At 68.6% G+C, this 22,559-nt stretch carries 20 protein-coding genes and 1 pseudogene; 8 read left to right on the forward strand and 13 right to left on the reverse strand.

Going from position 1 to position 22,559, the window contains the following annotated elements:
* From L2U69_RS18695 to motA, 4 genes and pseudogenes are all read right to left on the reverse strand, one after another.
* Positions 1-130, reverse strand: a pseudogene (locus tag L2U69_RS18695) (sulfate adenylyltransferase subunit CysD); the annotation flags it as partial.
* A 182-nt stretch (positions 131-312) separates the two neighbouring features.
* Positions 313-795: a molybdenum cofactor biosynthesis protein MoaE gene (locus tag L2U69_RS18700; protein WP_236108649.1), complete on the reverse strand. Its 483-nt coding sequence runs from the start codon at positions 793-795 to the stop codon at positions 313-315.
* Positions 796-945: 150 nt separating this feature from the next.
* Positions 946-2,061, reverse strand: coding sequence for a flagellar motor protein MotB (locus L2U69_RS18705; protein WP_236108650.1), 1,116 nt, complete (start codon positions 2,059-2,061; stop codon positions 946-948).
* Between the two features lie 9 nt (positions 2,062-2,070).
* The gene (gene motA / locus L2U69_RS18710) at positions 2,071-2,931 is read right to left on the reverse strand and encodes a flagellar motor stator protein MotA (protein ID WP_236108651.1); all 861 of its coding nucleotides are present in this window, start codon (positions 2,929-2,931) and stop codon (positions 2,071-2,073) included.
* 104 nt (positions 2,932-3,035) lie between these two features.
* Between motA and L2U69_RS18715 the strand changes: the two genes are divergently transcribed.
* Positions 3,036-3,983 carry a DUF2272 domain-containing protein gene (locus L2U69_RS18715; protein ID WP_236108652.1) on the forward strand — a complete coding sequence of 316 codons (948 nt, stop codon included), beginning with the start codon at positions 3,036-3,038 and terminating at the stop codon, positions 3,981-3,983.
* A gap of 157 nt (positions 3,984-4,140) precedes the next feature.
* On the opposite strand, the gene L2U69_RS18720 is transcribed toward L2U69_RS18715, so the two are convergent.
* The 4 genes from L2U69_RS18720 to L2U69_RS18735 all read right to left on the reverse strand — a co-directional run bounded on the left by L2U69_RS18720 (position 4,141) and on the right by L2U69_RS18735 (position 8,085).
* The gene (locus tag L2U69_RS18720) at positions 4,141-5,391 is read right to left on the reverse strand and encodes a threonine ammonia-lyase (RefSeq protein ID WP_236108653.1); all 1,251 of its coding nucleotides are present in this window, start codon (positions 5,389-5,391) and stop codon (positions 4,141-4,143) included.
* Between the two features lie 36 nt (positions 5,392-5,427).
* Complete coding sequence (locus tag L2U69_RS18725; RefSeq protein WP_236108654.1) at positions 5,428-6,348, reverse strand: SDR family NAD(P)-dependent oxidoreductase; 921 nt, start codon at positions 6,346-6,348, stop codon at positions 5,428-5,430.
* Positions 6,349-6,422: 74 nt separating this feature from the next.
* Entirely contained in the window at positions 6,423-7,547 is a 1,125-nt protein-coding gene (aroB, locus tag L2U69_RS18730) for a 3-dehydroquinate synthase (protein ID WP_236108655.1), read from the reverse strand.
* On the reverse strand, positions 7,540-8,085 hold the full coding sequence (locus tag L2U69_RS18735; protein ID WP_456243238.1) for a shikimate kinase: 546 nt from the start codon (positions 8,083-8,085) through the stop codon (positions 7,540-7,542). The genes aroB and L2U69_RS18735 overlap by 8 nt, the downstream gene beginning before the upstream one ends.
* Before the next feature lie 259 nt (positions 8,086-8,344).
* Here L2U69_RS18735 and L2U69_RS18740 point away from each other — a divergent pair, with 259 nt between their 5' ends.
* The 5 genes from L2U69_RS18740 (at position 8,345) to L2U69_RS18760 (ending at position 13,374) form a co-directional block, all read left to right on the forward strand.
* Complete coding sequence (locus L2U69_RS18740) at positions 8,345-8,485, forward strand: hypothetical protein (protein WP_236108656.1); 141 nt, start codon at positions 8,345-8,347, stop codon at positions 8,483-8,485.
* An 88-nt stretch (positions 8,486-8,573) separates the two neighbouring features.
* The gene (locus L2U69_RS18745) at positions 8,574-10,280 is read left to right on the forward strand and encodes a hypothetical protein (RefSeq protein WP_236108657.1); all 1,707 of its coding nucleotides are present in this window, start codon (positions 8,574-8,576) and stop codon (positions 10,278-10,280) included.
* Complete coding sequence (locus tag L2U69_RS18750; protein ID WP_236108658.1) at positions 10,277-11,284, forward strand: site-specific tyrosine recombinase XerD; 1,008 nt, start codon at positions 10,277-10,279, stop codon at positions 11,282-11,284. Before L2U69_RS18745 ends, L2U69_RS18750 begins: the two co-directional genes overlap by 4 nt.
* 54 nt (positions 11,285-11,338) lie before the next feature.
* Complete coding sequence (locus tag L2U69_RS18755; RefSeq protein ID WP_236108659.1) at positions 11,339-12,316, forward strand: HpcH/HpaI aldolase/citrate lyase family protein; 978 nt, start codon at positions 11,339-11,341, stop codon at positions 12,314-12,316.
* Positions 12,317-12,414: 98 nt separating this feature from the next.
* Positions 12,415-13,374: an acetyl-CoA carboxylase carboxyltransferase subunit alpha gene (locus L2U69_RS18760; RefSeq protein WP_236108660.1), complete on the forward strand. Its 960-nt coding sequence runs from the start codon at positions 12,415-12,417 to the stop codon at positions 13,372-13,374.
* Between the two features lie 9 nt (positions 13,375-13,383).
* Here the strand turns inward: L2U69_RS18760 and L2U69_RS18765 are convergent, their stop codons facing one another.
* The 3 genes from L2U69_RS18765 to pdxR form a co-directional block, all read right to left on the reverse strand.
* The gene (locus L2U69_RS18765; protein ID WP_236108661.1) at positions 13,384-14,508 is read right to left on the reverse strand and encodes a tetratricopeptide repeat protein; all 1,125 of its coding nucleotides are present in this window, start codon (positions 14,506-14,508) and stop codon (positions 13,384-13,386) included.
* An 86-nt stretch (positions 14,509-14,594) separates the two neighbouring features.
* Entirely contained in the window at positions 14,595-15,293 is a 699-nt protein-coding gene (locus L2U69_RS18770; protein ID WP_236108662.1) for a tetratricopeptide repeat protein, read from the reverse strand.
* Between the two features lie 67 nt (positions 15,294-15,360).
* The gene (gene pdxR, locus L2U69_RS18775; protein ID WP_236108663.1) at positions 15,361-17,973 is read right to left on the reverse strand and encodes a MocR-like pyridoxine biosynthesis transcription factor PdxR; all 2,613 of its coding nucleotides are present in this window, start codon (positions 17,971-17,973) and stop codon (positions 15,361-15,363) included.
* Between the two features lie 383 nt (positions 17,974-18,356).
* Here pdxR and urtA point away from each other — a divergent pair, with 383 nt between their 5' ends.
* Complete coding sequence (gene urtA / locus L2U69_RS18780; RefSeq protein ID WP_236108664.1) at positions 18,357-19,583, forward strand: urea ABC transporter substrate-binding protein; 1,227 nt, start codon at positions 18,357-18,359, stop codon at positions 19,581-19,583.
* 56 nt (positions 19,584-19,639) lie between these two features.
* Positions 19,640-19,957, forward strand: a complete 318-nt coding sequence (locus tag L2U69_RS18785) for a 2Fe-2S iron-sulfur cluster-binding protein (RefSeq protein WP_236108665.1) — start codon at positions 19,640-19,642, stop codon at positions 19,955-19,957.
* 6 nt (positions 19,958-19,963) lie between these two features.
* Here the strand turns inward: L2U69_RS18785 and L2U69_RS18790 are convergent, their stop codons facing one another.
* Both L2U69_RS18790 and L2U69_RS18795 read right to left on the reverse strand, forming a co-directional pair.
* Entirely contained in the window at positions 19,964-20,710 is a 747-nt protein-coding gene (locus L2U69_RS18790) for a hypothetical protein (RefSeq protein WP_236108666.1), read from the reverse strand.
* Between the two features lie 8 nt (positions 20,711-20,718).
* Positions 20,719-22,524: a PHA/PHB synthase family protein gene (locus L2U69_RS18795; RefSeq protein ID WP_236108667.1), complete on the reverse strand. Its 1,806-nt coding sequence runs from the start codon at positions 22,522-22,524 to the stop codon at positions 20,719-20,721.
* Positions 22,525-22,559 lie beyond the last annotated feature (35 nt).

The raw sequence follows: 22,559 nt of genomic DNA on the forward strand, positions 1-22,559 counted from the left end.
TCTGCGCCAGATGCAGCATCACCGCGCTGTCCTTGCCCACCGAATAGAGCATCACCGGGCGCTCCGTCTCCGAAACAACCTCCCTCATGATGTGGATGCTCTCCGCTTCCAGACGCTGCAGGTGAGTCAGTGATGGTGTGGACACGGCGAGCTTCCAAGGTTCGAGGAGAAATCACACCGGAAAACAGGAATTGAGATAATTTCCGGCCACCAACCGCAGATAATCCGGGCGGCGAGGCAGGTCAAGGCTTTGAACGCCGTCGGATGCATTTGGAAAATTATTATTTTCCATTTTGCGGGTCAATCGGGAGATCAATCGGGGCCATCGGTTCCGGTGGGGCGGGGGACAGCCCAGCGCGCGGCGGCGGCATCGTCGCCCATCTTGGCGGCGACCCATTCGGCGGCGCCGTCCGCCGTGATCTCGCGCTTCCAGAAGGGGGCCTTGGTCTTCAGCCAATCGATCAGGAAGGCGCAGGCATCGAGCGCGGCGGCACGATGGGGGGCCGCCGCCGCGACCATGACGATGCGCTGGCCGAGATCGAGCCGCCCGACCCGGTGGACGATGGCGCAGCCGGTCAGGGCGAAGCGACGGCGGGCCTCGTCCTCGATCGCGGAAAGCGCGCGTTCGGTCATGCCGGGATAGTGCTCCAGCTCGATGGCGACGATGTCCTTGCGGTCGCCATGATCGCGCACCAGGCCGATGAAACTGGCGACGGCGCCGGTGCCGCCGTCGCCGGCAAGGGCGTCGAGAATGGCGCCCACGTCGATGTCGCCGGTCTGTATGGAAACGCTCATCGCGCCGTTCCGCCTGTCATGCCGACCATCTGTCATGTCGACCATCTGCCATGCCGACCATTCTGGGCCGGCGCGGGCGGAAAGGGAACCGGCCGCGGGAAAGGGAAGGGGCGGGACGGGAAGGCAAGGCAAGGGCCAGGACGGGAAGGGTCAGGGCAGGGCGGGGGTGGCGGCGATGCCGGGCGGCAGGGCCGGGGTCTCGCGCAGCAGGGTGATGGTGATGCGGCGGTTGGCCGGATCCAGCGGATCGTCGGGGTTCAGGGGTTCCGACGCCGCCTTGCCCGAGATCTGATAGACCCGCTCGGGCCGGATGCCGGCTTCGGTCAGGACGCGGCGGCTGGCGTTGGCGCGGTCGGCCGACAGTTCCCAATTGGTATAGCCGGTCGACGAGCGGTAGGGCGCCGCATCGGTATGGCCGGCGACGGCGATTCGATTCGGCAGGCGGCCGACGATGCCGGCGATCTTGCCCAGCAGTTCGACCATGGCCGGCGACATGCGCGAAGAGCCGGACTGGAACATGGCTTCGCGCCTGCTGTCGACCAATTGGATGCGCATGCCCTCGGGCGTGACGTCGACCAGCACCTGGCCGGCGATGGCCCGCATCTCGGGCGACGACTGCAGTGCCAGGCGGAGTGCCTGCGCGGTTTCGGCGAAGCGCTGTTCCTCGGCGCGGGCCATGGCCTCGGTCCGGGCGCGCTCGTCCTCGCTGAGGGGCGGGGCCTGGGGGCCGAAGGCATCCACCGGGCGCCGGCCGACGCCTTCGGCATCGGGCCGCTCGCTGCGGGCCTCTTCCTCGCCCGGCGCGGGCGTCGCGACCGCCGCGCTGCGCTCGCCGACGTCGGTCTGTTCGCCGCCGGTTTCCCGACCCTCCTGGCCGAGATCGCTGATCGGGCGGCTGTCGTCCTCGATCGGCTCGCGCTCGCTCTCGCTTTCGCTCGGCGGGCGCTGGGGTTCGATGCGGGTGATCAGGGCGGGGCTGCCGCCATTGTTGCGATTGCCGTCCCGGGCGATGGTCTCGCCGCCCAGGACGCCGCCGGCGCCCGATGTGGTCTCGGATACGGAGACCGGGTCGAAATAATCGGCGATGCCCTGTTTCTGCGCCTCCGACGTGGCGTTCAGCAGCCACAGCAGCAGGAAGAAGGCCATCATGGCGGTGACGAAATCGGCGTAGGCGACCTTCCAGGCACCACCGTGGTGGCCGCCCGCGACCTTCTTCACCTTCTTGACGACGATGGTCGGGCCGTTGCCCATGTCACCATTGGCCATGGACGGGTCCTAGACGGGCTGGAGCTTCTGGGTCGCTTCCTCGACCTCGTAGAAGGTCGGGCGGACGTGGGTCTGCAGGGCCTTGCGGGCGAATTCCACCGAAACCGCCGGCGGATAGCCCTGGAGGTGGGCGAGCAGCCCGGCCTTGATGCAATGGAGGTAGCGCATCTCCGCCTCATGGGTGGCGCGCACGGAATTGGCGATCGGGGCGACGAAACCATAGGACATCCAGACGCCCATGAAGGTGCCGACCAGGGCCGCGCCGATCAGATGGCCCAGCACTTCCGGCGGCTCTGTGATCGAGCCCATGGTATGGATGATGCCGAGCACGGCGGCGACGATGCCGAGCGCCGGCATGCCGTCGGCCATGTTCTGGATGGCGTGGGAGACCTCGTGTTCCTCGGCCGCATGGGTCTCGAGCTCGAGGTCGATCAGGCTCTCCATCTCGAAGGCGTTCTCGGTGCCGAGCGTCATCAGGCGCAGGTAGTCGCACAGGAAGGTGACGGCATGATGGTCCTTGGCGAAGGTCGGGAACTGGTTGAACAGGGTGCTGTCGTGCGGGTTCTCGACATGCTGTTCGAGGGCCAGCATGCCCTTGCTCTTCGCCAGCTTGAACACGGAATAGAGCAGGGTCAGCAACTCGAGGAAGGCGTCCTGCTTGTAGCGCGGCCCCTTCATGGCGCCGGCGATCGCCTTGCCCGTCTTCTTCAGGACGGGCGGGGGGTTGGCGATGATATAGGCGCCGATGGCGGCGCCGAAGATGATGAGGAATTCGAGCGGCTGCCAGAGCACCTCGACATGGCCGCCCGCCAGGATATAGCCGGACAACACGCTCCCGAGGACGACGACGATACCGATGATCAGCAGCATGTGGCGCGGCCCTTCTGGCCTGTGAATCATTGCGTATGGACTGTTGCACTCTGGCGCAGGGTGGTTAACAAACCGCTTAGGCGGTCGCGCGAGCGGGGATTTTCATGAAGACGGCGATTACGGCCCTTCTGTGCCTCATGCTGTTCGTGATGCTGGGATCCTGCGCCAGGCACCCCGGTACAGGCAGCCAGGGCACGCGCAGCCAGGGCGCCGGCGTGTCGTCGGCGGCGGGCGCGGCCGCGCCCAGGCCGGTTCGTGCCGTGCCCGTGCCGCTCGCCTGTTCCGACCGCCGTCCGTCGCCGGCGGCCGAGGGGCTTTCGGGCGCCATGGTGCGCGCCGCCACCGCCGAGTGGCGCCGCTGGGGCGAGCGCGTGGTCGAACTGCAGCCCGGCCGCTCCATTCTGATGCTGTCCGGCGGCATGCCGACGGTCTGGGAGCAGGAGGCCGACGCCTTTCCCATGCTGGCGAACTACTGGTGCGCCGCGCCGCCCTATCGCAATTATTGGGAGACGGCGGCGCAATACGCCGGCTTCGACCGGGTGCGCGCGCCCGATGGCGCCATCGACCGCTACGCCCTCGAAAACCTGCCCGTCGGCTCGGCGCCCTTCGCCGATCCCTGGTCGGCGGCCTTCGTCTCCTACATCGTCTTCATGGGCGGCGTGCCGGACCAGCGCTTCCGCTACAGCGATACCCATTGGGATTATGTCGCCGACGCCATCACGGCGGCACCCGGCACCAGGGCCTTCCGCGCCGCCGGCATCCGCGACGTCGCGCCCCGGCCCGGCGATCTCGTCTGCGCCACCCGCAGCGGTTCGCCGCCCGCCGACTGGCGTGCCCTGCCGGCCGGCGGCTCCCGCCCCATGCATTGCGACATCGTCGTCGGCACTGTCGGCTGCGCCTTCTCGCCGGCCCGGCGCTGCGTGGAGGCGATCGGCGGCAACGTCCTCCAGGGCGTCACCCTCAGCCGCATCCCCGCCGACGGCTTCGGTCACATCCTGCCCGGCGGCGAAGGGCGGGACTGGGTCGTCGTCCTCCAGAACATGGGGCGGTAGGGGACGGTCTCAGACCGTTTTCATCGCTCTTTCCAGCAGCGTCATCCCGGCGGAGGCCGGGATCTGGTGCAGAAAGAGACCTCTTCTGGCCGAGGTCCCGGCCTTCGCCGGGACGATGGCTGTTGAAGGGGCTGCCCGAATGTGACGTCGAGGCGGATCAGGCCGCCGTATTGGCGAGGCGCTTCACCGGGAAGCCGGCCGCCTCGATGCGGGCGATGATCTCGTGCAGATGATCGGTGTCGCGGGTTTCGACGATGAGGTCGAGATCGGTGTTCTTCACGGGGACGTCGAGGAACAGGCGCTGGTGCGATACTTCGAGGATATTGCCGCCGGCATCCGCGATCAGATTGGCGATCACGGCGAGGGTGCCGGGACTGTCGGAAATCATCACACGAAGGCCGGCGATCCGTCCCTCCCGCACCAGATTGCGGCGGATCACCTCGCCCAGCAGGCGGGGGTCGATATTGCCGCCCGAGAGCACGAGGCCGATGCGCCGGCCCCGGAAGCGCGCGGGATCGGCCAGCACGGCGGCGAGTGCCGCGGCCCCGGCCCCTTCCGCCACCGTCTTTTCGATGGCGAGGAGCAGGCCGACCGCCTGTTCCAGCTCCGCCTCCGAAACCAGCAGGATATCGTCGACCAGGCGGCGCGCGATGGCGGCGGTGATGCGTCCGGCGGTCTTCACCGCGATACCCTCGGCGATGGTCATGCCGCCGCAGGCTTCCTCCCTGCCGTCGAGGGCATTCTTCATGGAGGGGTAGAGCGCGGCCTCCACCCCGATGATCTCGATCCCGGGCTTGAGCGCCTTGGCCGCCGTCGCGATGCCGCCGATCAACCCGCCGCCGCCGATGGGTACGACGATACAGTCGAGGTCGGGCACGGCGGCCAGCATTTCGAGGGCGACCGTGCCCTGGCCGGCGATCACCGCCGGATCGTCGAAGGGATGGACCAGGGTCAGGCCTTCTGCCTCCGCAATCCGCAATCCGGCGACGAAGGCATCCGCCAGCACCTGGCCTTCCAGAACCACGCGGGCGCCGTGGTCGCGGGTCTGGCGCACTTTGACGAAGGGCGTCGTCCTCGGCATGACGATGGTCGCCGGAATGCCGAGGCGGGCGGCGTGATAGGCGATCCCCTGGGCATGATTGCCGGCCGACATGGCGATCACGCCGGCCGCGCGTTCCGCCGCCGTCAGGCCCTGCAGCTTGTTGCAGGCGCCGCGATCCTTGAAGGAGGCGGTGAACTGCAGGTTCTCGAACTTGACGAAGAGGCGGGCCCCCGCGATCTGGCCGAGCGTCCGGGCTTCGGCGCAGGGGGTCGGCACGATCTGGCCCGCGAGCGCCGTGGCCGCCGCCTCGATGTCGGCAAGGGTGACGATGTCGTCCGGAACGGGGGAATCGGGCGGTTTCAGCATCGGGGCAAGTCCTTCACATGCCCCGACTTGAGCATGTCAGGCGGCGTCGCGAAAGTCCCAGCGTGTGCCGGTGCGCGCCAGCGCGAGATCGAAGAGCCGCGCCGCCGTCGCGGGATCGGGCGTGATCTTCTTGTCCGCCTTGGCCGGCGCCCCGCGCATACCCCCCAGCTTCGACGGACCGTAGAGATCGCCGCCCCGCGCGGCGGGATCGGTCGCGGCCAGCAGGCTGGGGGCGGCCCCCATCGCTGGCGACTGCGCCATCAGGGCATTACCGAGGGCGAGCATCGCCGTCTCCATCAGGGTCGGCTTGATCGAGCGTCCGCCCCAGGCACTGTTGGTCGCGGCATAGCCGGGGTGGGAGAGCAGGCTCTTGACGCCGATCCCGGCCTGGTCCAGGCGCCTTTGCAATTCCTCGGCGAGGAGCAGATTGCCGAGTTTCGAATCCGCATAGGCCTGCCACTTGTTGTAACGCCGCGCGCGCCAGTCGAGATCCTCGAAATCGATCCTGCCGCGCCGGTACATGGCGCTGGTCACGGTGACGACGCGGGCATCGCGCCGCCCGGCCATCAGGGGCAGCAGGCCGAGGGTCAGCGCGAAGTGGCCGAGGCAATTGGCGCCGAAATGCCATTCGAAGCCCTGAGCGGTATGGCCGTGTTCGACGCCGAAGACGCCGGCATTGCAGACCAGGATGTCGAGCCCGGGCAGGCTGTCCGACACCGTCGCCACGCAATCGCGGACCGATGCCAGATCGTCGAGGGACAGCAGGGCGGCGCGAACCGTGGCGCCCGGGCGGACGGCGCGGAGCCGGTCCAGGGTCTCGGCCGCGCGACTCTCGTCGCGGCAGGCGATGACGACCTCGGCGCCCCGGGCGACGAGGCCCTTGGCGGTTTCCAGCCCGATGCCGCGGTTGGCGCCGGTGACGAGGGCGATGCGGCCCTCCAGTTCATTTCCGGTCATGCGTGATCCTCCCCATCGCCATCGTGCCGGCGAAAGGGAGGGGGCGGATCGTCCGTATGGAGGGTGTTCGCGCCTCAGGCGGCGCGCAGCACGTCCGCGACCGCGTCGAGCGGCACGTCCTGGGTGATGAAGGCCTCGCCGATGCGCCGCGCCAGGATGAAGGTCAGCTTGCCGTCCTTCACCTTCTTGTCCTGGGCCATGTGATGGATCAGGGCGTCGGGCGCCAATTCGCCGGCGATCTGTGCCGCGCCCTCGATGTCGGCGGGGGCGACCGGCAGGCCGACGGCGGCCATGTGGCGGCAGGCCCTGACCGCGTCCTGTCCCGGACAGAGGCCGAGGCGGACCGAGAGATCGAAGGCGAGGCGCATGCCGATGGCGACTCCTTCGCCGTGGAGCAGGCGGGGGCCGAAGCCGGTCGCGGCCTCCAGCGCATGGCCGAACGTATGGCCGAGGTTGAGGAGGGCGCGTTCGCCCGTCTCGCGCTCGTCGCGGGCGACGATGCCGGCCTTCGCCGTGACGGAGCGGCGCACCGCCTCGATCCGGGCCGCGCGGTCGCCGTCGACCAGGGCGGGCCCGTTCGCTTCCAGCCAGTCGAAGAATGCGGCATCGCCGAGCAGGCCGTATTTCACCACCTCGGCATAGCCCGCCAGCAATTCGCGCCGGGGCAGGGTTTCGAGAATGGCGACATCCGCCAGCACCAGGCGGGGTTGATGGAAGGCACCGACCAGATTCTTGCCGTGGGACGTGTTGATGCCGGTCTTGCCGCCGACCGAGGAATCGACCTGAGAGAGCAGGGTGGTCGGCACCTGCACGAAGTCGACGCCACGCTTGGCGATCGCCGCCGCGAAACCGGCCAGATCACCGATCACGCCGCCGCCAAGGGCAACCACGGCGTCGCGCCGTTCGATCCGCGCGTCCAGCAGGCGGGACATCAGCCGTTCCAGCATGGGGAAGGACTTGGTGCCTTCGCCCGGCGGCATCACGACCGTTTCGTGGTGCACACCGGCGGCATCGAGGCTGGCCTGGGCCCGCTCGAGGTGAAGCGCGGCGACGTTTTCGTCGGTCACGATCAGGGCCCGGCCCTTGGGAAAGAGGTCGCGCACGCCCGCGCCCAGGCTGTCGATCACGCCGGCGCCGATATGAATGTCGTAGGCGCGTTCGCCCAGGGCAACGGGAACGGTTACGGCGCTGTCAGGCATGCTCGGTTTCCTCGCCGGGGGCGATCAGGGTCAGGATGGCGTCCACCACCTGGTCGTGCGGGCCGTCCAGGCTGTCGACCACCAGATCCGCCTCGGCATAGACGGGATAGCGCGTCGCGATGAGACGCTCCAGGATCTCGCGCGGGTCGCCCTTCTTCAGAAGCGGGCGGTTGTTGCGCTTCTTCACCCGGCGCAGCAACACGTCGAGATCGGCGCGCAGCCAGATGGAGACGGCGGTCGCCTTGATCCTGGCCCGGGTTTCGGGATCCATGAAGGCGCCGCCGCCGGTCGCCAGCACATGGGGCGGCGAGCCGGTCAGCAGGCGGGCGATCACGCGCCGCTCGCCGTCGCGAAAGGCGGTTTCGCCATGGCGCTCGAAAATCTCGTCGATGGTGCAGCCGGCGGCTTGTTCGATCTCGGTGTCGGCGTCGACGAAGGGAACGTGGAGACGCTGGGCGAGGCGCTTGCCGATCGAGGATTTGCCGGCGCCCATAAGGCCGACCAGCACGACGGTCCGCGCCAGCCTGAAGGGCGGGATTGGCGGTACCGGGGCGTCGGCCTGGGTTTCAGCGCTATGAAGGTTGTCGTCCACGGGCGGAATGTGCCCTTTGGTCCCGTATCTTTCAAGGCGCCATCGGTCGAATCTGCGGGCCGTCGCGGGATCGGTCGCGGCCTTGTCCTGCCGCGGGGCGGCCCTTACAGTGGCCGCATCGAAGCCGTTGGGGAATCGGCGCGCCCGGCGCCGTCCCGTGACCGGTGCCACATTCCTGCCTCATCCGGATCGTCAGTATCAGCCCATGTCGAAGTTTCTCTTCATCGTCTTCGGGGTCCTCGTCGCCGCGGTGGTCGGGGGCGGCGCCTATCTGGCGACCTTCGACCCGCCGGTCTCGCGCGAAAGGATGGAGCAGGTCCTGCCCAATGACCGCTTCCCCGACTAGGCGACGGCAGACCAGGCGACGGCAGGCATCCCCCCGGCGGGCCGTTCTGGCGCTGGGACTCCTGTCCTGCCTCGGGGGCAGTCTGGTCGTGCCGACGCCGGCGCGCGCCGAAGGTCCCGTCCGGATCCTGCCCGATTTTCTCTATGGCGATCCCGCGCCGCCGGTGTCGCCGCCGGCCCCGTCCGGTCCTGAAGACGGGGATGGCCCCCTGTCCCTGATGCCGCCCGACATGGGCGCGCCGGTTGACGCGGGACCTGCTGACGGCGAGACCATGCCGCGCGGTGCCGCCCTGCCGCCGCCAATCGAGATCGCCCCGCTCGACACCGTCCGTCCGCTCGAAGGCGAGGATGTCGCCGCGCCGGCGCCGATCGGCAGCGGCGAGCTCTGGCTCGGCACGCCGCCGGGCCTCGTGGCGCCCCTGCTGGCCAATGTGCCGGCGCCGGCACGGGGCACGGTGCCCCGCCGCCTGACCCAGCGTCTGCTGATGGCGGCCCCCTCCGTGCCCGATGCCACCGCAAGGGTGATCGAGAAACTGGCTGCCGCCGGTGCGGCCGAGGATCTGGCGAGTTTCGCCGGGCGTCTCGCCGGCCTGCCCGCGCCCTCCGTCCCCCATGTCGTGCGCGGCCTCGCCGCGGCGGGCGACCGGCGTCGTCTCTGCGATGCCGGGCTCGACCGGGTGCCGGGCGCGGGCGGGCTCGACGTCGACGTGCTGCGGGCCGTGGCCCTGTGCCGGGCGGTGGCGGGCGATACCATCGGGGCGCAGCTCGCCCTCGATCTCGCCCACGAACAGGGGGCGGTCGGCCTCGGCTTCGAACATCTGCTGCGCGCCCTGACCGGCGGTGAACGGGCCGCGTCCTCGGATGTCGGGGGGACGGATCCGCTCGCCCTCTGGGCCGCCGCCGCGCTCGATCTGGCGCCGCCGCCCGAAGCCTTCGACGATCCGCCGCCGCTGGTCCTCGGCCTGCTGGCGCGCGCGAAGGCGCCGATCGGATTGCGCCTGGGCGCGGCGGAACGGGGTGTCCGCCTCGGCCTCGTCGATCCCGCCGATCTCGCACTTCTCTATGCCGGCGGGCCGGCGCCCCTGGCGGCGCCCGCCGATCTGTCGCCGCCCATGCGCCGGGCCGTCCTGCATCGGGCCGTGCTCGAAGCCTCGGGCCCCGCCGTCCGCGCCCAGGCCGTCGTCGCCTTCGTCGAGGCGGCGGAGGCGGATGGTCTCGCCACCGTGGCGGCAAGGGTCGAAGGCCGTGCCATCGCCGATACGGCGGACCAGTCCCTGCCGCCCGCGATCGGCGCCGGCCTCGTCCGTGCCGCGCTTCGCGCCGGCGACCGGGCGGCGGCGCTCCGCCAGATCGAGCGGCTGGCGAGGAATGCCGGGGATTCGCGCGACCTCGCCCGCCTCTGGCCTTACCGTGCCCTGCTGGCGGGCGATGCGGCGGTGCCGCCGCGCTTCGACGATTTCGAGGATGCGCTGCCCGCCGGGACGGCGGGGGAGCGGGGGGGCGACATGACGGCGGCCCTTCTCGATGCGCTGGGCGGCCGGCGCCTGCCGGACGACCTTGCCGCGCGTCTCGATCGGACCGGCGGCAATCCCGCGATCCCCGGCCTCGATGCGGCGCTCGCCGGCGGCCGGCGGGGCGAGGCGGTGGCCCTGGTGCTGGAATTCCTGGGCGGCAACGGCTTGCAGGGCCTGGAGCCCAAGGCGGCGGGGGCGGCGGTCGCCGGTCTCGTCCGGGCCGGTCTGACGGCCGAGGCCCGCGATCTCGCGATCGAGATCGCGCTGGCGGCGGGGCTTTGAGCGAGGAAACCCCGAAACGGCGACGGGGCCGGCCACCGGCCAAGCCCGCCTTCGTGCCGAGCGGCAGGGCGGCCGACGTCATCGACGCCTTTCTCGAAATGATGGCGGCGGAACGCAACGCCGCCCGCAACACGCTCACCGCCTATCGCACCGACCTGATCGACTATGCCGCCTTCCTGGCGAAGCGGGGCGGCTCGATCGACCGCGCCGGACCGGAGGAGGTGGAGGCTTACTTCGCCTCGGTCGAGGGACGGGGCCTGAAACCGGCCACGGCGGCGCGCCGGCTGTCGGCGCTCCGCCAGTTCCATCGCTTCTCGCTCGACGACGGCCTGCGGGCGGACGATCCGACCAGCCGCATCGAAGCTCCGCGCCGGGGCCGCCGCCTGCCCAAATATCTGACCGAGGACGAGGTGGAGGCGATGCTGAGGATCGCTGCCGAAGCCTTGACCGATCCCGCCGGCAAGGCGCGGGAAAAGCGCGTCGTGCGCTTCATGGCGCTCCTCGAAATCCTCTATGCGACCGGGCTTCGGGTCTCGGAACTGGTCGGCCTGCCGCTTTCGGCGCTGGCCCAGGACCCGCGCTTCGTCCTAGTCACGGGCAAGGGCGGGCGCGAGCGCATGGTGCCCCTGTCGGACCCCGCCCGCGCCGCCATCGCGCGCTGGCTGGGCTTCCGGCCCAAGGGCCTCTTGGCCAAACAGGCGAAGTTCCTCTTTCCCGCCGGCACCGCGACCGGCCATATGACGCGCCAGCATTTCGCCCAGGGGCTGAAGGCGCTGGCGATCGAGGCGGGGATCGAGCCGACGCGCGTGTCCCCTCATGTGCTGCGCCATGCCTTCGCCTCGCATCTGCTGGCCCATGGCGCCGATCTCCGGGTGGTGCAGACCCTGCTGGGCCATGCCGATATCTCCACGACGGAGATTTACACCCATATCCTCGACGAAAAACTGCGCAGCCTCGTCAATCGTCATCATCCGATGGCAAAATCGCCGCGCCGCACAAGTTGACAAGCGATTGGCGCCTTCTTACGGTCCCCGCCACCCAATCCGGAGACGTTCCTGATGAGCTTCAAAACCGTCGAGCAGGCCCCCTCCCGCCTCAATCGCTGTGAGCTGGCGGTGCCGGGCTCCAGCCCGCATATGTTCGAGAAGGCCGCGAAATCGGCCGCCGACGTGATCTTCCTCGACCTCGAGGACGCGGTCGCGCCCGACGACAAGCCGAAGGCGCGCGAGAACATCATCCAGGCCCTGCACGACGTCGACTGGGGCGACAAGACGATCTCGGTCCGCATCAACGGCCTCGACACCCACTATGCCTACAAGGACATCGTGGAAGTCGTCGAGCGCGGCGGCGAGCGTCTGGACCTCATCATGATCCCCAAGGTCGGCACGGCGTCGGACGTCTATGCCGTCGACATGATGCTGACCCAGATCGAGACCGCGATCGGGCGCAGGAAGAAGATCGGCCTCGAGCACATCATCGAGACCGCCCTCGGCATGCAGAACATCCACGAGATCGCCGCCGCCTCGAAGCGGAACGAGTCGCTGCACTTCGGCGTCGCCGACTATGCCGCCTCGTGCCGCGCGCAGACGACCCAGATCGGCGGCCCGAACCCCAATTACGCCGTCCTGACCGATCCGGACGAGGCGGGCGAGCGTGTCCGCCATTGGGGCGACATGTGGCATTATGCGATCGCCCGCATGGTGGTCGCGGCCCGCGCCAATGGCCTTCGTCCGATCGACGGTCCCTTCGGCGACTTCTCGGATTCGGACGGCTATCAGGCCCAGGCCAGCCGCGCCGCCGTTCTCGGCTGCGAAGGCAAATGGGCGATCCACCCGAAGCAGATCCCGGTCGCCAACGAAGTCTTCACCCCTTCGGAAAAGGAAGTGACCAAGGCCCGCCGGATTCTGGAAGCGATGGCGACCGCCCAGAAGGAAGGCAAGGGCGCGGTCTCTCTCGATGGCAAGCTGATCGACATCGCCTCGATCCGTCAGGCCCAGTCCCTGGTCGAACAGGCCGATCGCATCGCCGGCAAGTGATGTGCTATCAGGGCGTGCGGTTTCCGGACATGCGTCCGGAACCGGACGTCCACGGTCGCTTCGGCGACCGTATCGGGCGCTAACGAAGGACGAAACCCATGGCCATGTTCCTCGATTTCGAGAAGCCCATCGCGGAGCTCGAAGCGAAGATCAAGGAACTGCAGGCGATGCCCGAACATCCGGGCGTTTCGATCGCCGACGATATCGCCCGGCTGGAGGACAAGGCGGATCTCCTGCTCCGTCAGACCTATGGCAGGCTTACGGCCTGGCAGAAGACCCAGGTCGCGCGCCACCAGAACCGCCCGCGCTTCAACGACTACGTGAAGCTGCTGGTCGAGGATTTCGTGCCGCTCGCCGGTGATCGCGCCTTTTCCGACGACAAGGCGATCCTCGGCGGCATGGGCCGCTTCCGGGGGCGCCCGGTCATGGTCGTCGGCCATGAGAAGGGCGCCGACACCGAAGGCCGCATCCGTCACAATTTCGGCATGGCCAAGCCCGAAGGCTATCGGAAGGCGATCCGCCTGATGGAACTGGCGGACCGCTTCGGCATGGCGGTGATCACCCTGATCGACACCCCGGGCGCCTTCCCGGGCATCGAGGCGGAGGCGCGCGGCCAGTCGGAAGCGATCGCCCGCTCGACCGAGACCTGCCTGAAGCTCTCCGTGCCTCTCGTCGCCGTGGTGGTGGGCGAGGGCGGCTCGGGCGGCGCCGTGGCGCTCGCCACCGCGAACCGGGTGCTCATGCTCGAACACGCGGTCTATTCGGTGATCTCGCCCGAAGGCTGCGCCTCGATCCTGTGGCGCTCGGCCGAACGGGCCCAGGACGCGGCGGCGGCGCTCAAGCTGACGGCGCAGGATCTGATCAAGCTCGGCGTCATCGATGCCGTCGTCCCGGAACCGCTCGGCGGCGCCCACCGCGACCCCAAGGCGACCGTCGCCGCGGTCGGCCACGCCGTCGCCTCCGCCCTCGACGAATTCAAGGGCAAGGACGGCCCCGCCATCCGCCGCGACCGCCGCGAGAAGTTCCTGGCCATGGGCCGCAGCGGTCTGGTGGCCTGAGGTCGGGGTCTAGTCGGTCCCGTCCATGTCTTGAAGTGCAACGGTGGCGTCATCGCTGCCGGCGTCGATGGCACGACGGAACCACATTCTGGCTTGTTCACGGTCGGCGGGTACGGTTTTGCCATCCCGATAGACGATCCCCATGAATGTCATGGCCTCGGCGTCGCCGGCATCGGCCGCCTTGCGCATCCACTCGACGGCGGCGGTTTCGTTCTGTTCGACGCCATAACCATTTTTCAGGGCGATCGCGTAGTTGAACATGCCGTAGCTGTTGCCGGCTTCGGCCGCCCGTAGCATCCAGCGGGTGGCGGCGATATCGTCCTTGGCGAGACCGGCACCTTCACGAAGCATGACGCCGAGTTTGACCATCGCGGGCACATAGAGGGCCTCCGCACTCTTCAGGTACCATTTCGCGGCCTCGACGTCGTCCTGGGTAATGCCTTCACCCTTCTGGAGACTGTAGGCATAGTTGTACATCGCTATCGGCAGGCCGGTATCGGCTGCCTTTCGGAACAAGGCAACAGCGGCGGCCTGGTCCTTCTCGGTGCCCCGGCCCTCGAACAGCAACTTGCCCAGGTTGTTCATGGCGTCCGGCTTGCCGGCGTCGGCGGCCTCGCGGTACCACGCGACGGCCGCGACTAGATCGGCTTCATGGCCTTCACCGGCTTCGAGCATCTGGCCCAGGGCATACATGGCGTCAACGATTCCGGCCGATGCTGCCCTGCGGTGCAATTCCAAGGCCTCGGCAGCATTCTTGGGGACGATATCTCCCGTCCGCAATTCGACGGCATAGCGATATTGGGCGGCGGGATAGCCGGCCTCGGCCGCGTTGCGCAGATGGCGAAGAACGTCGGGGTGGTGATCCTCCAGCGCGACGAATGCCCTCGCGAGCTGATACTCGAAGCGAGGTTCGTCGGGATATTCGGCCATGGCGTCGCGGCAGGCGGCGATGGCGTCCTTTGCCGGGATCCAGAAATAGCTGCGGCCGACGATCCCCATGGGACGTCCCGAATCTTCCGGGTCAGCGGCGAGCCGATCGCAATCCGTAATCGTCGTGGCCGATGCCGATGCCGAGCCGATCCAGACCATCGCGGCGAGACATGCTGCCGCGCATCGGGGCCACCATTTCGCCATCACCATCTCCGCCCGCTCAGTGCTGGTGCATACGATACCATGTATGCGTGCACGGTGGGTGGGGCGAATGCGGCCAAGCGGTGCGGCTAATTCCCCCCGCCCATCTTTTCCGCCCGGTCGAGGGCCATGGCGGCTGTCTTGGAGCCGGCGTCGATGGCGCGGCGGTACCAGTCCTTGGCCTGGGCAATGTCCTTCGGCACGCCGGCGCCGTCGAGATAGGCGTGGCCCAGCATGGTCATGGATTCGGCATCGCCCGCCAGTGCGCCTTCGCGGAACCAGTCGGCCGCCGCGACGGCATCGGCCTTCGTGCCCTCGCCGATGGTATAGGCCTTGCCGAGGGCCTGCATGGCCCTTGGATGGCCCGCTTCCGCCGCCTTCAGGAACAATTGGAAGGCCGCCGCGACGTCGCGGGGCACGCCGAAGCCGCTGCGCTTCATGACACCCAGGAAATACATGGCGTCCGGATAGCCGGCCTCCGCCGCTTCGGTCAGGAGCGTCGTCGATTCGGCGACCATCTGGTCGTTGCCCGGCGCCAGCGCCCGGGCGAGCTGATATTTGTAGCGCGCGATCTCGGGATTGGCCGCCATGGCCTCGCGGCAGGCGGGTACCGCCGCGCGGACGTCGATCGCGATGATGGCGACGCCCTTGACCGGTGCCGGCCGGTCGACGTCGGTCGGCGATGCCGCCAGCCGGTCGCACTCCGTGATCTCGGCCCATGCGCTCCCGGCCGAGAGCGTGCCCGAAACCGTCAGTGCCGCCGCCAGGATGCGTGCCCGCCGTGTCATCGTCGTCTCCCCCGTCGTCCAAACCGGGGGCATTCTGGCAAAGGCGGCGGCCCCTGTCTGCCCGCAGTCACCCCACCAGCGGCCTGAACGTGGTCTTGTCGGTGCCGCAGTCGGGGCAGCGCCAATCGGCGGGCAGGGCGGCGAAGGCGGTGCCCGGGGGGATGGCCTGGCCGGGCAGGCCCTGGGCTTCGTCGTAGATGAAATAGCAGCCCCGGCAGATGTGGCGCCGCGTGCCGCTGGGGCGCGGCGTCGCGGTGACCGTGGTGGCCGGCGCGGGCGCGATGTCGGGGATGGCGACGGTATCGTCGCGGCTGACGCGGCCCGATTTTCGCACCGTCAGATAGATGCCGAGATCCTTGTGGCCGAAGGCGGCGCGCAGGGAGCCGGGAATATCGAGGTCGCGGCGCCCGCTCGCCGGATTGACATTGGTCGCGCCGCAGCGCCCGTTGCGCCGCTCCACACGGCACAGGGTCTCGCCCAGGAGGATGTCGCTGCCGATCCAGTCGAACTCCTGCCAGGGCTTGGCGCCATCGATATAGACATTGGCGCGAAAGCGCAGCGGATCGAGGGGGACGCCCCATTGCGCCTCGAGGCTGCGCAGGGTGGCGAGATTGATCAGCGAGATCACATTCTCGGGCTTGTCCATGAAATGGCCGCCCCGGCTGCGCACCAGGCGCGGCGTGCCGCGCAGCGTCGGCACCAGGCCGGCGAAGAAACGCTCCACCGCCGCGCGTCCGGCGGCGGTACCGATGTCGGCGCGGAGCAACTCGCCCTCGCCGTCGGACAGGGTCAGCACCTCGCTCCCGACGTCCAGATGGCTCCGCACCTGGGCCAGGGCCTCGTCCAGCATCAGCATGACGAAGAGACCCTTCTTGGCCCATTTGGGGTCGTCCTCGTCCACCGGCACGCCGGGGCGGGCCAGGGCGAAGAGACGGTCGAAGGGAAAGGGGCGGTCGGCCTCCAGCGTCACCGTCTCCACGGCCTGCGCGCTCAGGCCCTTGATCGGATAGCGATAGAGTCCCTGGATGACGGGCATGATGGGGGCGTCCTCGAAGGATGGCGGGGCCTTGGACTTTGCCCGAACGGACACGGGCCGTCGTAGGGCCGGCTTCTGAAGATTTCGGGGAGCCGGACGGGCATTGCGCCCGGTCGCCGGTGCCGCCATGCGCGACGGCGCCGCGTCCACCATCAGCGCATCGAGGAAGTCGTGCCGGTGGTCCAGCGTATCGTCGATGATGTCGGACAGCCGCGCGATGCCCTGGTCGATCTGGCGCGGCGTCAGCGCCGCGTAACCGAGCACGATGGCGCGGCGGCTGAACACGCCGGGCCGTGCCTCGAAGGCGCCGCCCGCGGCGAGCGGATAGAGGCCGACGCGGGCGCGCCGGGCCAGGCCCTCCAGGGTCGCGGCATCGGGCACGCCGGGCGGCAGTTGCCAGAACAGATGCAGGCCCGCCTCGGTCCCGCCGACATCGGTCTCGCCGAAATGCCGGCGCAATGCCGCGAGCAGCGTGTCGCGCCGCTCCCGATACTGGGTGCGCAGGCGGGCGAGATGGGCGGCATGGCTGCCACCCTTGATGAATTCGGCCAGCGTTGCCTGTTCGGCCCAGGGATTGCCGTTGTTGGCCAGCGCCTTGGCCGCCCGCGCGGCTTCGACCAGGCGCGGCGGCACCACCATGTAGCCGAGCCGCAGCCCGGCCCCGAGGGATTTGGAGAACGTGCCGAGATGGATGGCGCAATCGGGCGCCAGGCCGGCCAGCGACGGCAGGGGCGAGCCCTCATAGCGAAAGTCGCCGTCGTAATCGTCCTCCAGGATGTAGCAGCCATGGGCGCGTGCCCAGGCGATCAGGGCGCCGCGGCGCGCGGCCGAAAGCGCGTGGCCGGTCGGATATTGGTGGGAGGGCGTGACATAGACCAGGCCGGCGGGGCGGTCCGGCAGGGCGTCGGTCACCAGGCCTTCCGCGTCGACGGGGACGGAGGCCAGCGCCGCGCCCGAAGCCTGAAAGGCGAAGGCGGCGCCCTGATAGCACGGATCCTCCACGATCGCCGTGGTGCCGGGGCCGAGGAACAGGCGCGCGGCGATGCCGATACCTTCCTGGATGCCGGCGGTGATCACCACCTGGCCGGGATCGGCGCTGATGCCCCGGCTGGCGGCCAGATGCTCGGCGATCGCGGCGCGCAGCGCGAACAGGCCGCCCGGATCGCCATATTGGGTCAGGCCCTGGGCCCCGCCATGGGCGAGGCGGTCCTGCAGCAGCCGGCGCCAGGTCTTCAGGGGGAAGAGCGCGGCATCGGGCCTGCCGGGAAAGAAATCGAAGCTGACGCGCCCGCCCGCCTGGGCGGTCAGGCGGGGCGCCTGGGGCAGCACGCGCGGCAGCGGCATGGCGGCGGCATCGGCCGCCATGGGCGCCGGGGGCGGGGGGCGCAGGTCTTCCGGCGGCGTCGCGGCGGCATAGATGCCGGACGCCACCCGCGCCTCGGCGTAACCTTCCAGGATCAGCAGGTCGTAGGCCCGGACGGCGGTATTGCGCGAGATCGCCAATTGTTCCGACAGGCGGCGCGACGAGGGCAGCCGCGCGCCGGGCGGAATGCGCCGGTGGCGGATCGCCGTGCGCAACTGTTCGGCCAATTGTTCGGTCAGGCTCTCGGGCCGGGACCGGTCCAGCAGAATGGGAAACTGCATCGCCACCTTCTCCTCGCCGAAGGAGCCTAGCGCCGGCCGCGCGCCTTCGCATCGCGGAAGATGGGGCCAGATGACCTCAGGGCGCCGCCATGGTGCCAGTTGTCCGGCAATCGGCCCGAATCTGGCGCTGCCCGCCTCGCATCGACTGGCACCATGCCCTGAGCGGAAGAGGGTGAAGCGCCCTGTTTTTCACCATTGATGGCCTTGAGCGTCTCGGATCGCCTGAAAAATCGGCATTTCGCTACGGCCGGGCGGGCGGTGGGGGACGGCGGCTGGCGCCTTTCGAATTTCGGGCGATGGCTCTCGGGCCCTGGCGGTCGCGGTGGTCAGTCTGTCTGCGTCGCGCGACATGGCGTCGCCGCCGCATCCGATAGGAGACCAGGATGAAACTGACCCGCCGCCGCCTGGGGGCCGCTGCCGCCGGCCTCTTGCTCGCCCTCAACCTGCCCGTGGCCGCAAGGGCCGCCGAGCCGATCAAGATCGGCATCCTCCATTCGCTTTCCGGCACCATGGCCATCAGCGAGACGGTCCTGAAGGATCTGATGCTGATGATGGTGAAGGAGCAGAACGAGAAGGGCGGCGTCCTCGGCCGGCCGATCGAGGCGGTGGTGGTCGATCCCGCCTCCGACTGGCCGCTGTTCGCCGAAAAGGCCCGCGACCTGCTGGCACGGGAGAAGGTCGCGGCCGTCTTCGGCTGCTGGACCTCGGTGTCGCGGAAATCCGTGCTGCCGGTGTTCGAGGAATTGGACGGCCTGCTGTTCTACCCCCTCGAATACGAGGGCGAGGAAAGCTCGAAGAACATCTTCTACGGCTCATCCGTGCCCGACAACAAGGCGATCCCGGCCATCGAATATCTGATGAGCGAGGACGGCGGCGGCATCCGCCGCTTCGTGCTGGAAGGCACGGACTACGTCTACCCGCGCACCAGCAACAAGATCATCCGCGCCTTCCTCGAACAGAAGGGCATTCCGGCGGAAGACATCCGCGAGAACTACACCCCCTTCGGCTTCGCCGACTGGCAGACCGAGGTCGCCGCCATCAAGGCTTTCGGTTCCACAGGCATTCCCACGGCCGTGATTTCCACCGTCAACGGCGACGCCAACGTGCCCTTCTACAAGGAGCTGGGCAATCAGGGCATCAAGGCGACGGACATCCCCGTGATCGCCTTCTCGGTCGGGGAGGAGGAGTTGAAGGGCCTCGACACCGGGCTGCTGGTCGGCCATCTCGCGGCCTGGAGCTATTTCCAGTCGGTCGACACGCCCGAGAACAAGGCGTTCATCGAGAAGTGGCGCGCCTATATCGGCAATCCCAAGGCGGTGACCAACGATCCCATGGAATCCGCCTATAACCTGTTCCGTCTCTGGGTGAAGGCGGTGGAGAAGGCGGGCACGACCGACGTCGACGCGGTCTCGGCGGCGATCGTCGGGGAAAGCGTGATTTCCCCGACCGGCTACGAGGTGGTAATGAACGCCAATCATCACGTCACCAAGCCGGTGATGATCGGCGAGGTCCAGGACGACGGCCAGTTCGAGATCGTCTATCAGAGCAAGCCGGTCGCGCCCAAGCCCTGGAGCCCCTATCTGCCCGCCAACGCCGGCCGCAACGATTGAGGGTCCCGGTCGCGCCCCACCCCTCGCGATGGGGTGCTTCCCGGCGAGGTCGGACCATGGTGAAGATCACATTCGTTGCCGCGGACGGCCGCCTCATGGTGGTCGACGCGATGGTCGGGGCCAGCGTCATGATGGCGGCGCTGACCGGGGGCGTCGACGATCTGCCGGCGGAATGCGGCGGTGCCCTCGCCTGCGGAACCTGCCACGTCCATGTCGGAACGCCGCCCGAAGGCCTGCTGCCGCCGTCGGCGATGGAGGAGGCGATGCTGTCCAGCCTCGACGCGCGCCGCCCCGACAGCCGGCTGAGCTGCCAGCTGACGGTCACGGCGGCGTTCGACGGCCTCGTCCTGCATCTGCCGCCCACGGACGGCTAGGCGGTGTCAGCGCGGCGCGATGGCGCGGCGTTCCCGATCGACGATATGGAAGGCGCCGATCGGCAGGTCGCTCGCCATCGGGTCATCCTCCAGCATGTCGACCCCGCCGCCGCGTGAGATGCGGAAGATTACCTTGAAGAGGGCGCCACCATAGAGGACGACGGCTTCGACGTCCTGGCTGCCGTCGTCGTGGCGGGCGAGAAGCAACAGGGGCTCCACGCATTTCTCGATCAGCCGGGCGAGCACGGGCGAAGGCGGGTGCGGTGGCAGGTCGTCGGCCGTCTCCAGGATCTGGAAGGCGCCGGCCTCGCCGCACACGACATGGCCGAAGAACTGGAGATAGGCGTCGAGCGCGTCGCGCTCTTCGAGCCCCGGCGGCGCTTCGGCGTTCAGGGCATGGATCACGGGCGCGGTGCCGTCGAACAGGGCGACGAATTCCGGCCCCAGCGCGAAGAGAAGGGTGGCGCCGCCGCCGTCGGCGGCGACCCGCGCGGTCAGGCATTCGATCAGCAGGATGTCGCGGCGAAAGGCCGGCGCCTGGACCCGGACGCCATGGATCGCGGCCGGTGCCGCATCGGTGCCGGCGGCCAGAAGGTCGGCGATCAGCACCGCCGCGCTCTCCCGCGGCAGGTCCAGCCAGGGGCCGGGCGTGACCGGCGGCACCGGCCAGACCGGAGAGGGGTCGAAATCGAGCCGGGGCACCTTCGGCGGCGCGCCGGCGGCATTGCGCCGCCGGAAGTTGGAAAGCGCCATCAGGCCGCTCAGTCGGACTTGATCTTCACATAGAGGCCGGGGGCGTCGTCCAGCACGCGCAGCTTGCCGTCGCCGGGCGTGCGCGCGGCCACCATGGCGCCGGACTTCTTCGACATCCACTGCAGCCAGTCCGGCCACCACGACCCCGGGTGTTCCTCGGCCTTGGCGAACCATTCCTCGAAGCTGCCGGCGCCGGCCAGATCGTCGTTGGTCCAGTGCTGGTATTTCTTCGCTTCGGGCGGGTTGATGATGCCCGCGATATGGCCGGAGCCGGCGAGCACCAGGCGCACCGGCGCCTTGAAGATGCGGGCACCCCGAAACACGGAGCGCGCGGGCGCGATATGGTCTTCCTTGGAGGCGACGAAATAGAGCGGCACCTTCACCTTGTTCAGATGGATCGGCACATTGTTCATGACGATGCCGCCCGGCTGCGACAGCCTGTTCCGCTGATACATCTCGCGCAGGTAGAACATGTGCATGGCGACCGGCATGCGGGTCGCGTCCTGGTTCCAGAACAACAGGTCGAACGGGAAGGGATCGCGGCCCAGCAGGTAGTTGTTGACGACGAAGGACCAGATCAGGTCGTTCGCGCGCAGCATGTTGAAGGTGGTCGCCATGTCGCCGCCTTCGAGATAGCCCTTTTCCGACATGCGCTCGGCCAGGAATTCGAGCTGGTCCTCGTCGATGAAGACGGAAAGCTCGCCCGCCTCGGCGAAATCGACCTGGGCGGCGAAGAAGGTGCAGGCGGCGATCCGCTTGTCGCCGATGGTCTGGAGATAGGCGAGGGTGGCGGCGGTCAGGGTGCCGCCGATGCAATAGCCGATGGCATTCACCTGATGCTCGCCCGTCGCCTGCTCGACGGCGTCGAGCGCGGCGAGCACGCCGTCGTTCATGTAGCCCTCGAAGCCGATCCGGGCGAGCTTCGAGTCCGGATTGACCCAGGAAACGACGAAGACCGTGAAGCCGTGGTCGACCGCCCATTTGATGAAGGAATTCTGGGGCTTGAGGTCCAGGATGTAATATTTGTTGATCCAGGGCGGCACGATCAGCAGCGGTCGGCGATAGACCTTCTCGGTCACCGGCTCGTACTGCAGCAGTTCCATCAGATCGTTGCGGAAGATCACCTTGCCCGGGGTGACGGCGATGTTGCGGCCGACCTCGAAGGCATTGGGGTCGGTCATGCGGATCGCGAGGCGGCCCTTGCCGCGCTCCAGATCCTCGAGCACATGGTCGAGGCCGCGCACCAGATTCTCGCCGTTGCTCTCGATCGTGACGCGCAGCACTTCAGGATTGGTCAGCACGAAGTTGGAGGGCGCGATCGCATCGACGAACTGGCGGGTATAGAATTCGACCTTCTTCTTGATCTTGGGGTCCAGGCCCTCGACGTCGTGGACCGTGTTCTGCATCCAGCGCGCGGCCAGCAGGTAGGACTGCTTGATGAAGTCGAAGACCTGATTCTCTTCCCAGCTCCGGTCCTTGAAGCGCTTGTCGCTGCGCGACGGCTGGATGATCGGGTCCGGATGCTCGCCCATGAAGCGCTTGGTGGCGGTCTGCAGCAGGGCGGCGTAGTCCTTCCACAGCTTGACCTGGGTCTCGAGCAGGAAGGACGGATTGGAGATGATCTTGGCCGTCATCTCCAGATAGGCGCTGGCCAGGTTCTGCGGGTCGAACTGGACGTTCTTCTTGACGATGTCCTGGCGTTCCATGAACTCAGCGACCAGTTTCCGGCACCGCTTGGCGATTTCAACCATGTTGCGGGCGAAGGCGGCGGGATCTGGGATCGATTGCTGGTCTTTGCCGTGTTGATCGGCCATGAACCATTCCTTATTGTTCGCGAGCGGGCGGTGAC

The organism is Zavarzinia marina, from assembly GCF_021568905.1.
Lineage (GTDB): Bacteria > Pseudomonadota > Alphaproteobacteria > Zavarziniales > Zavarziniaceae > Zavarzinia > Zavarzinia marina.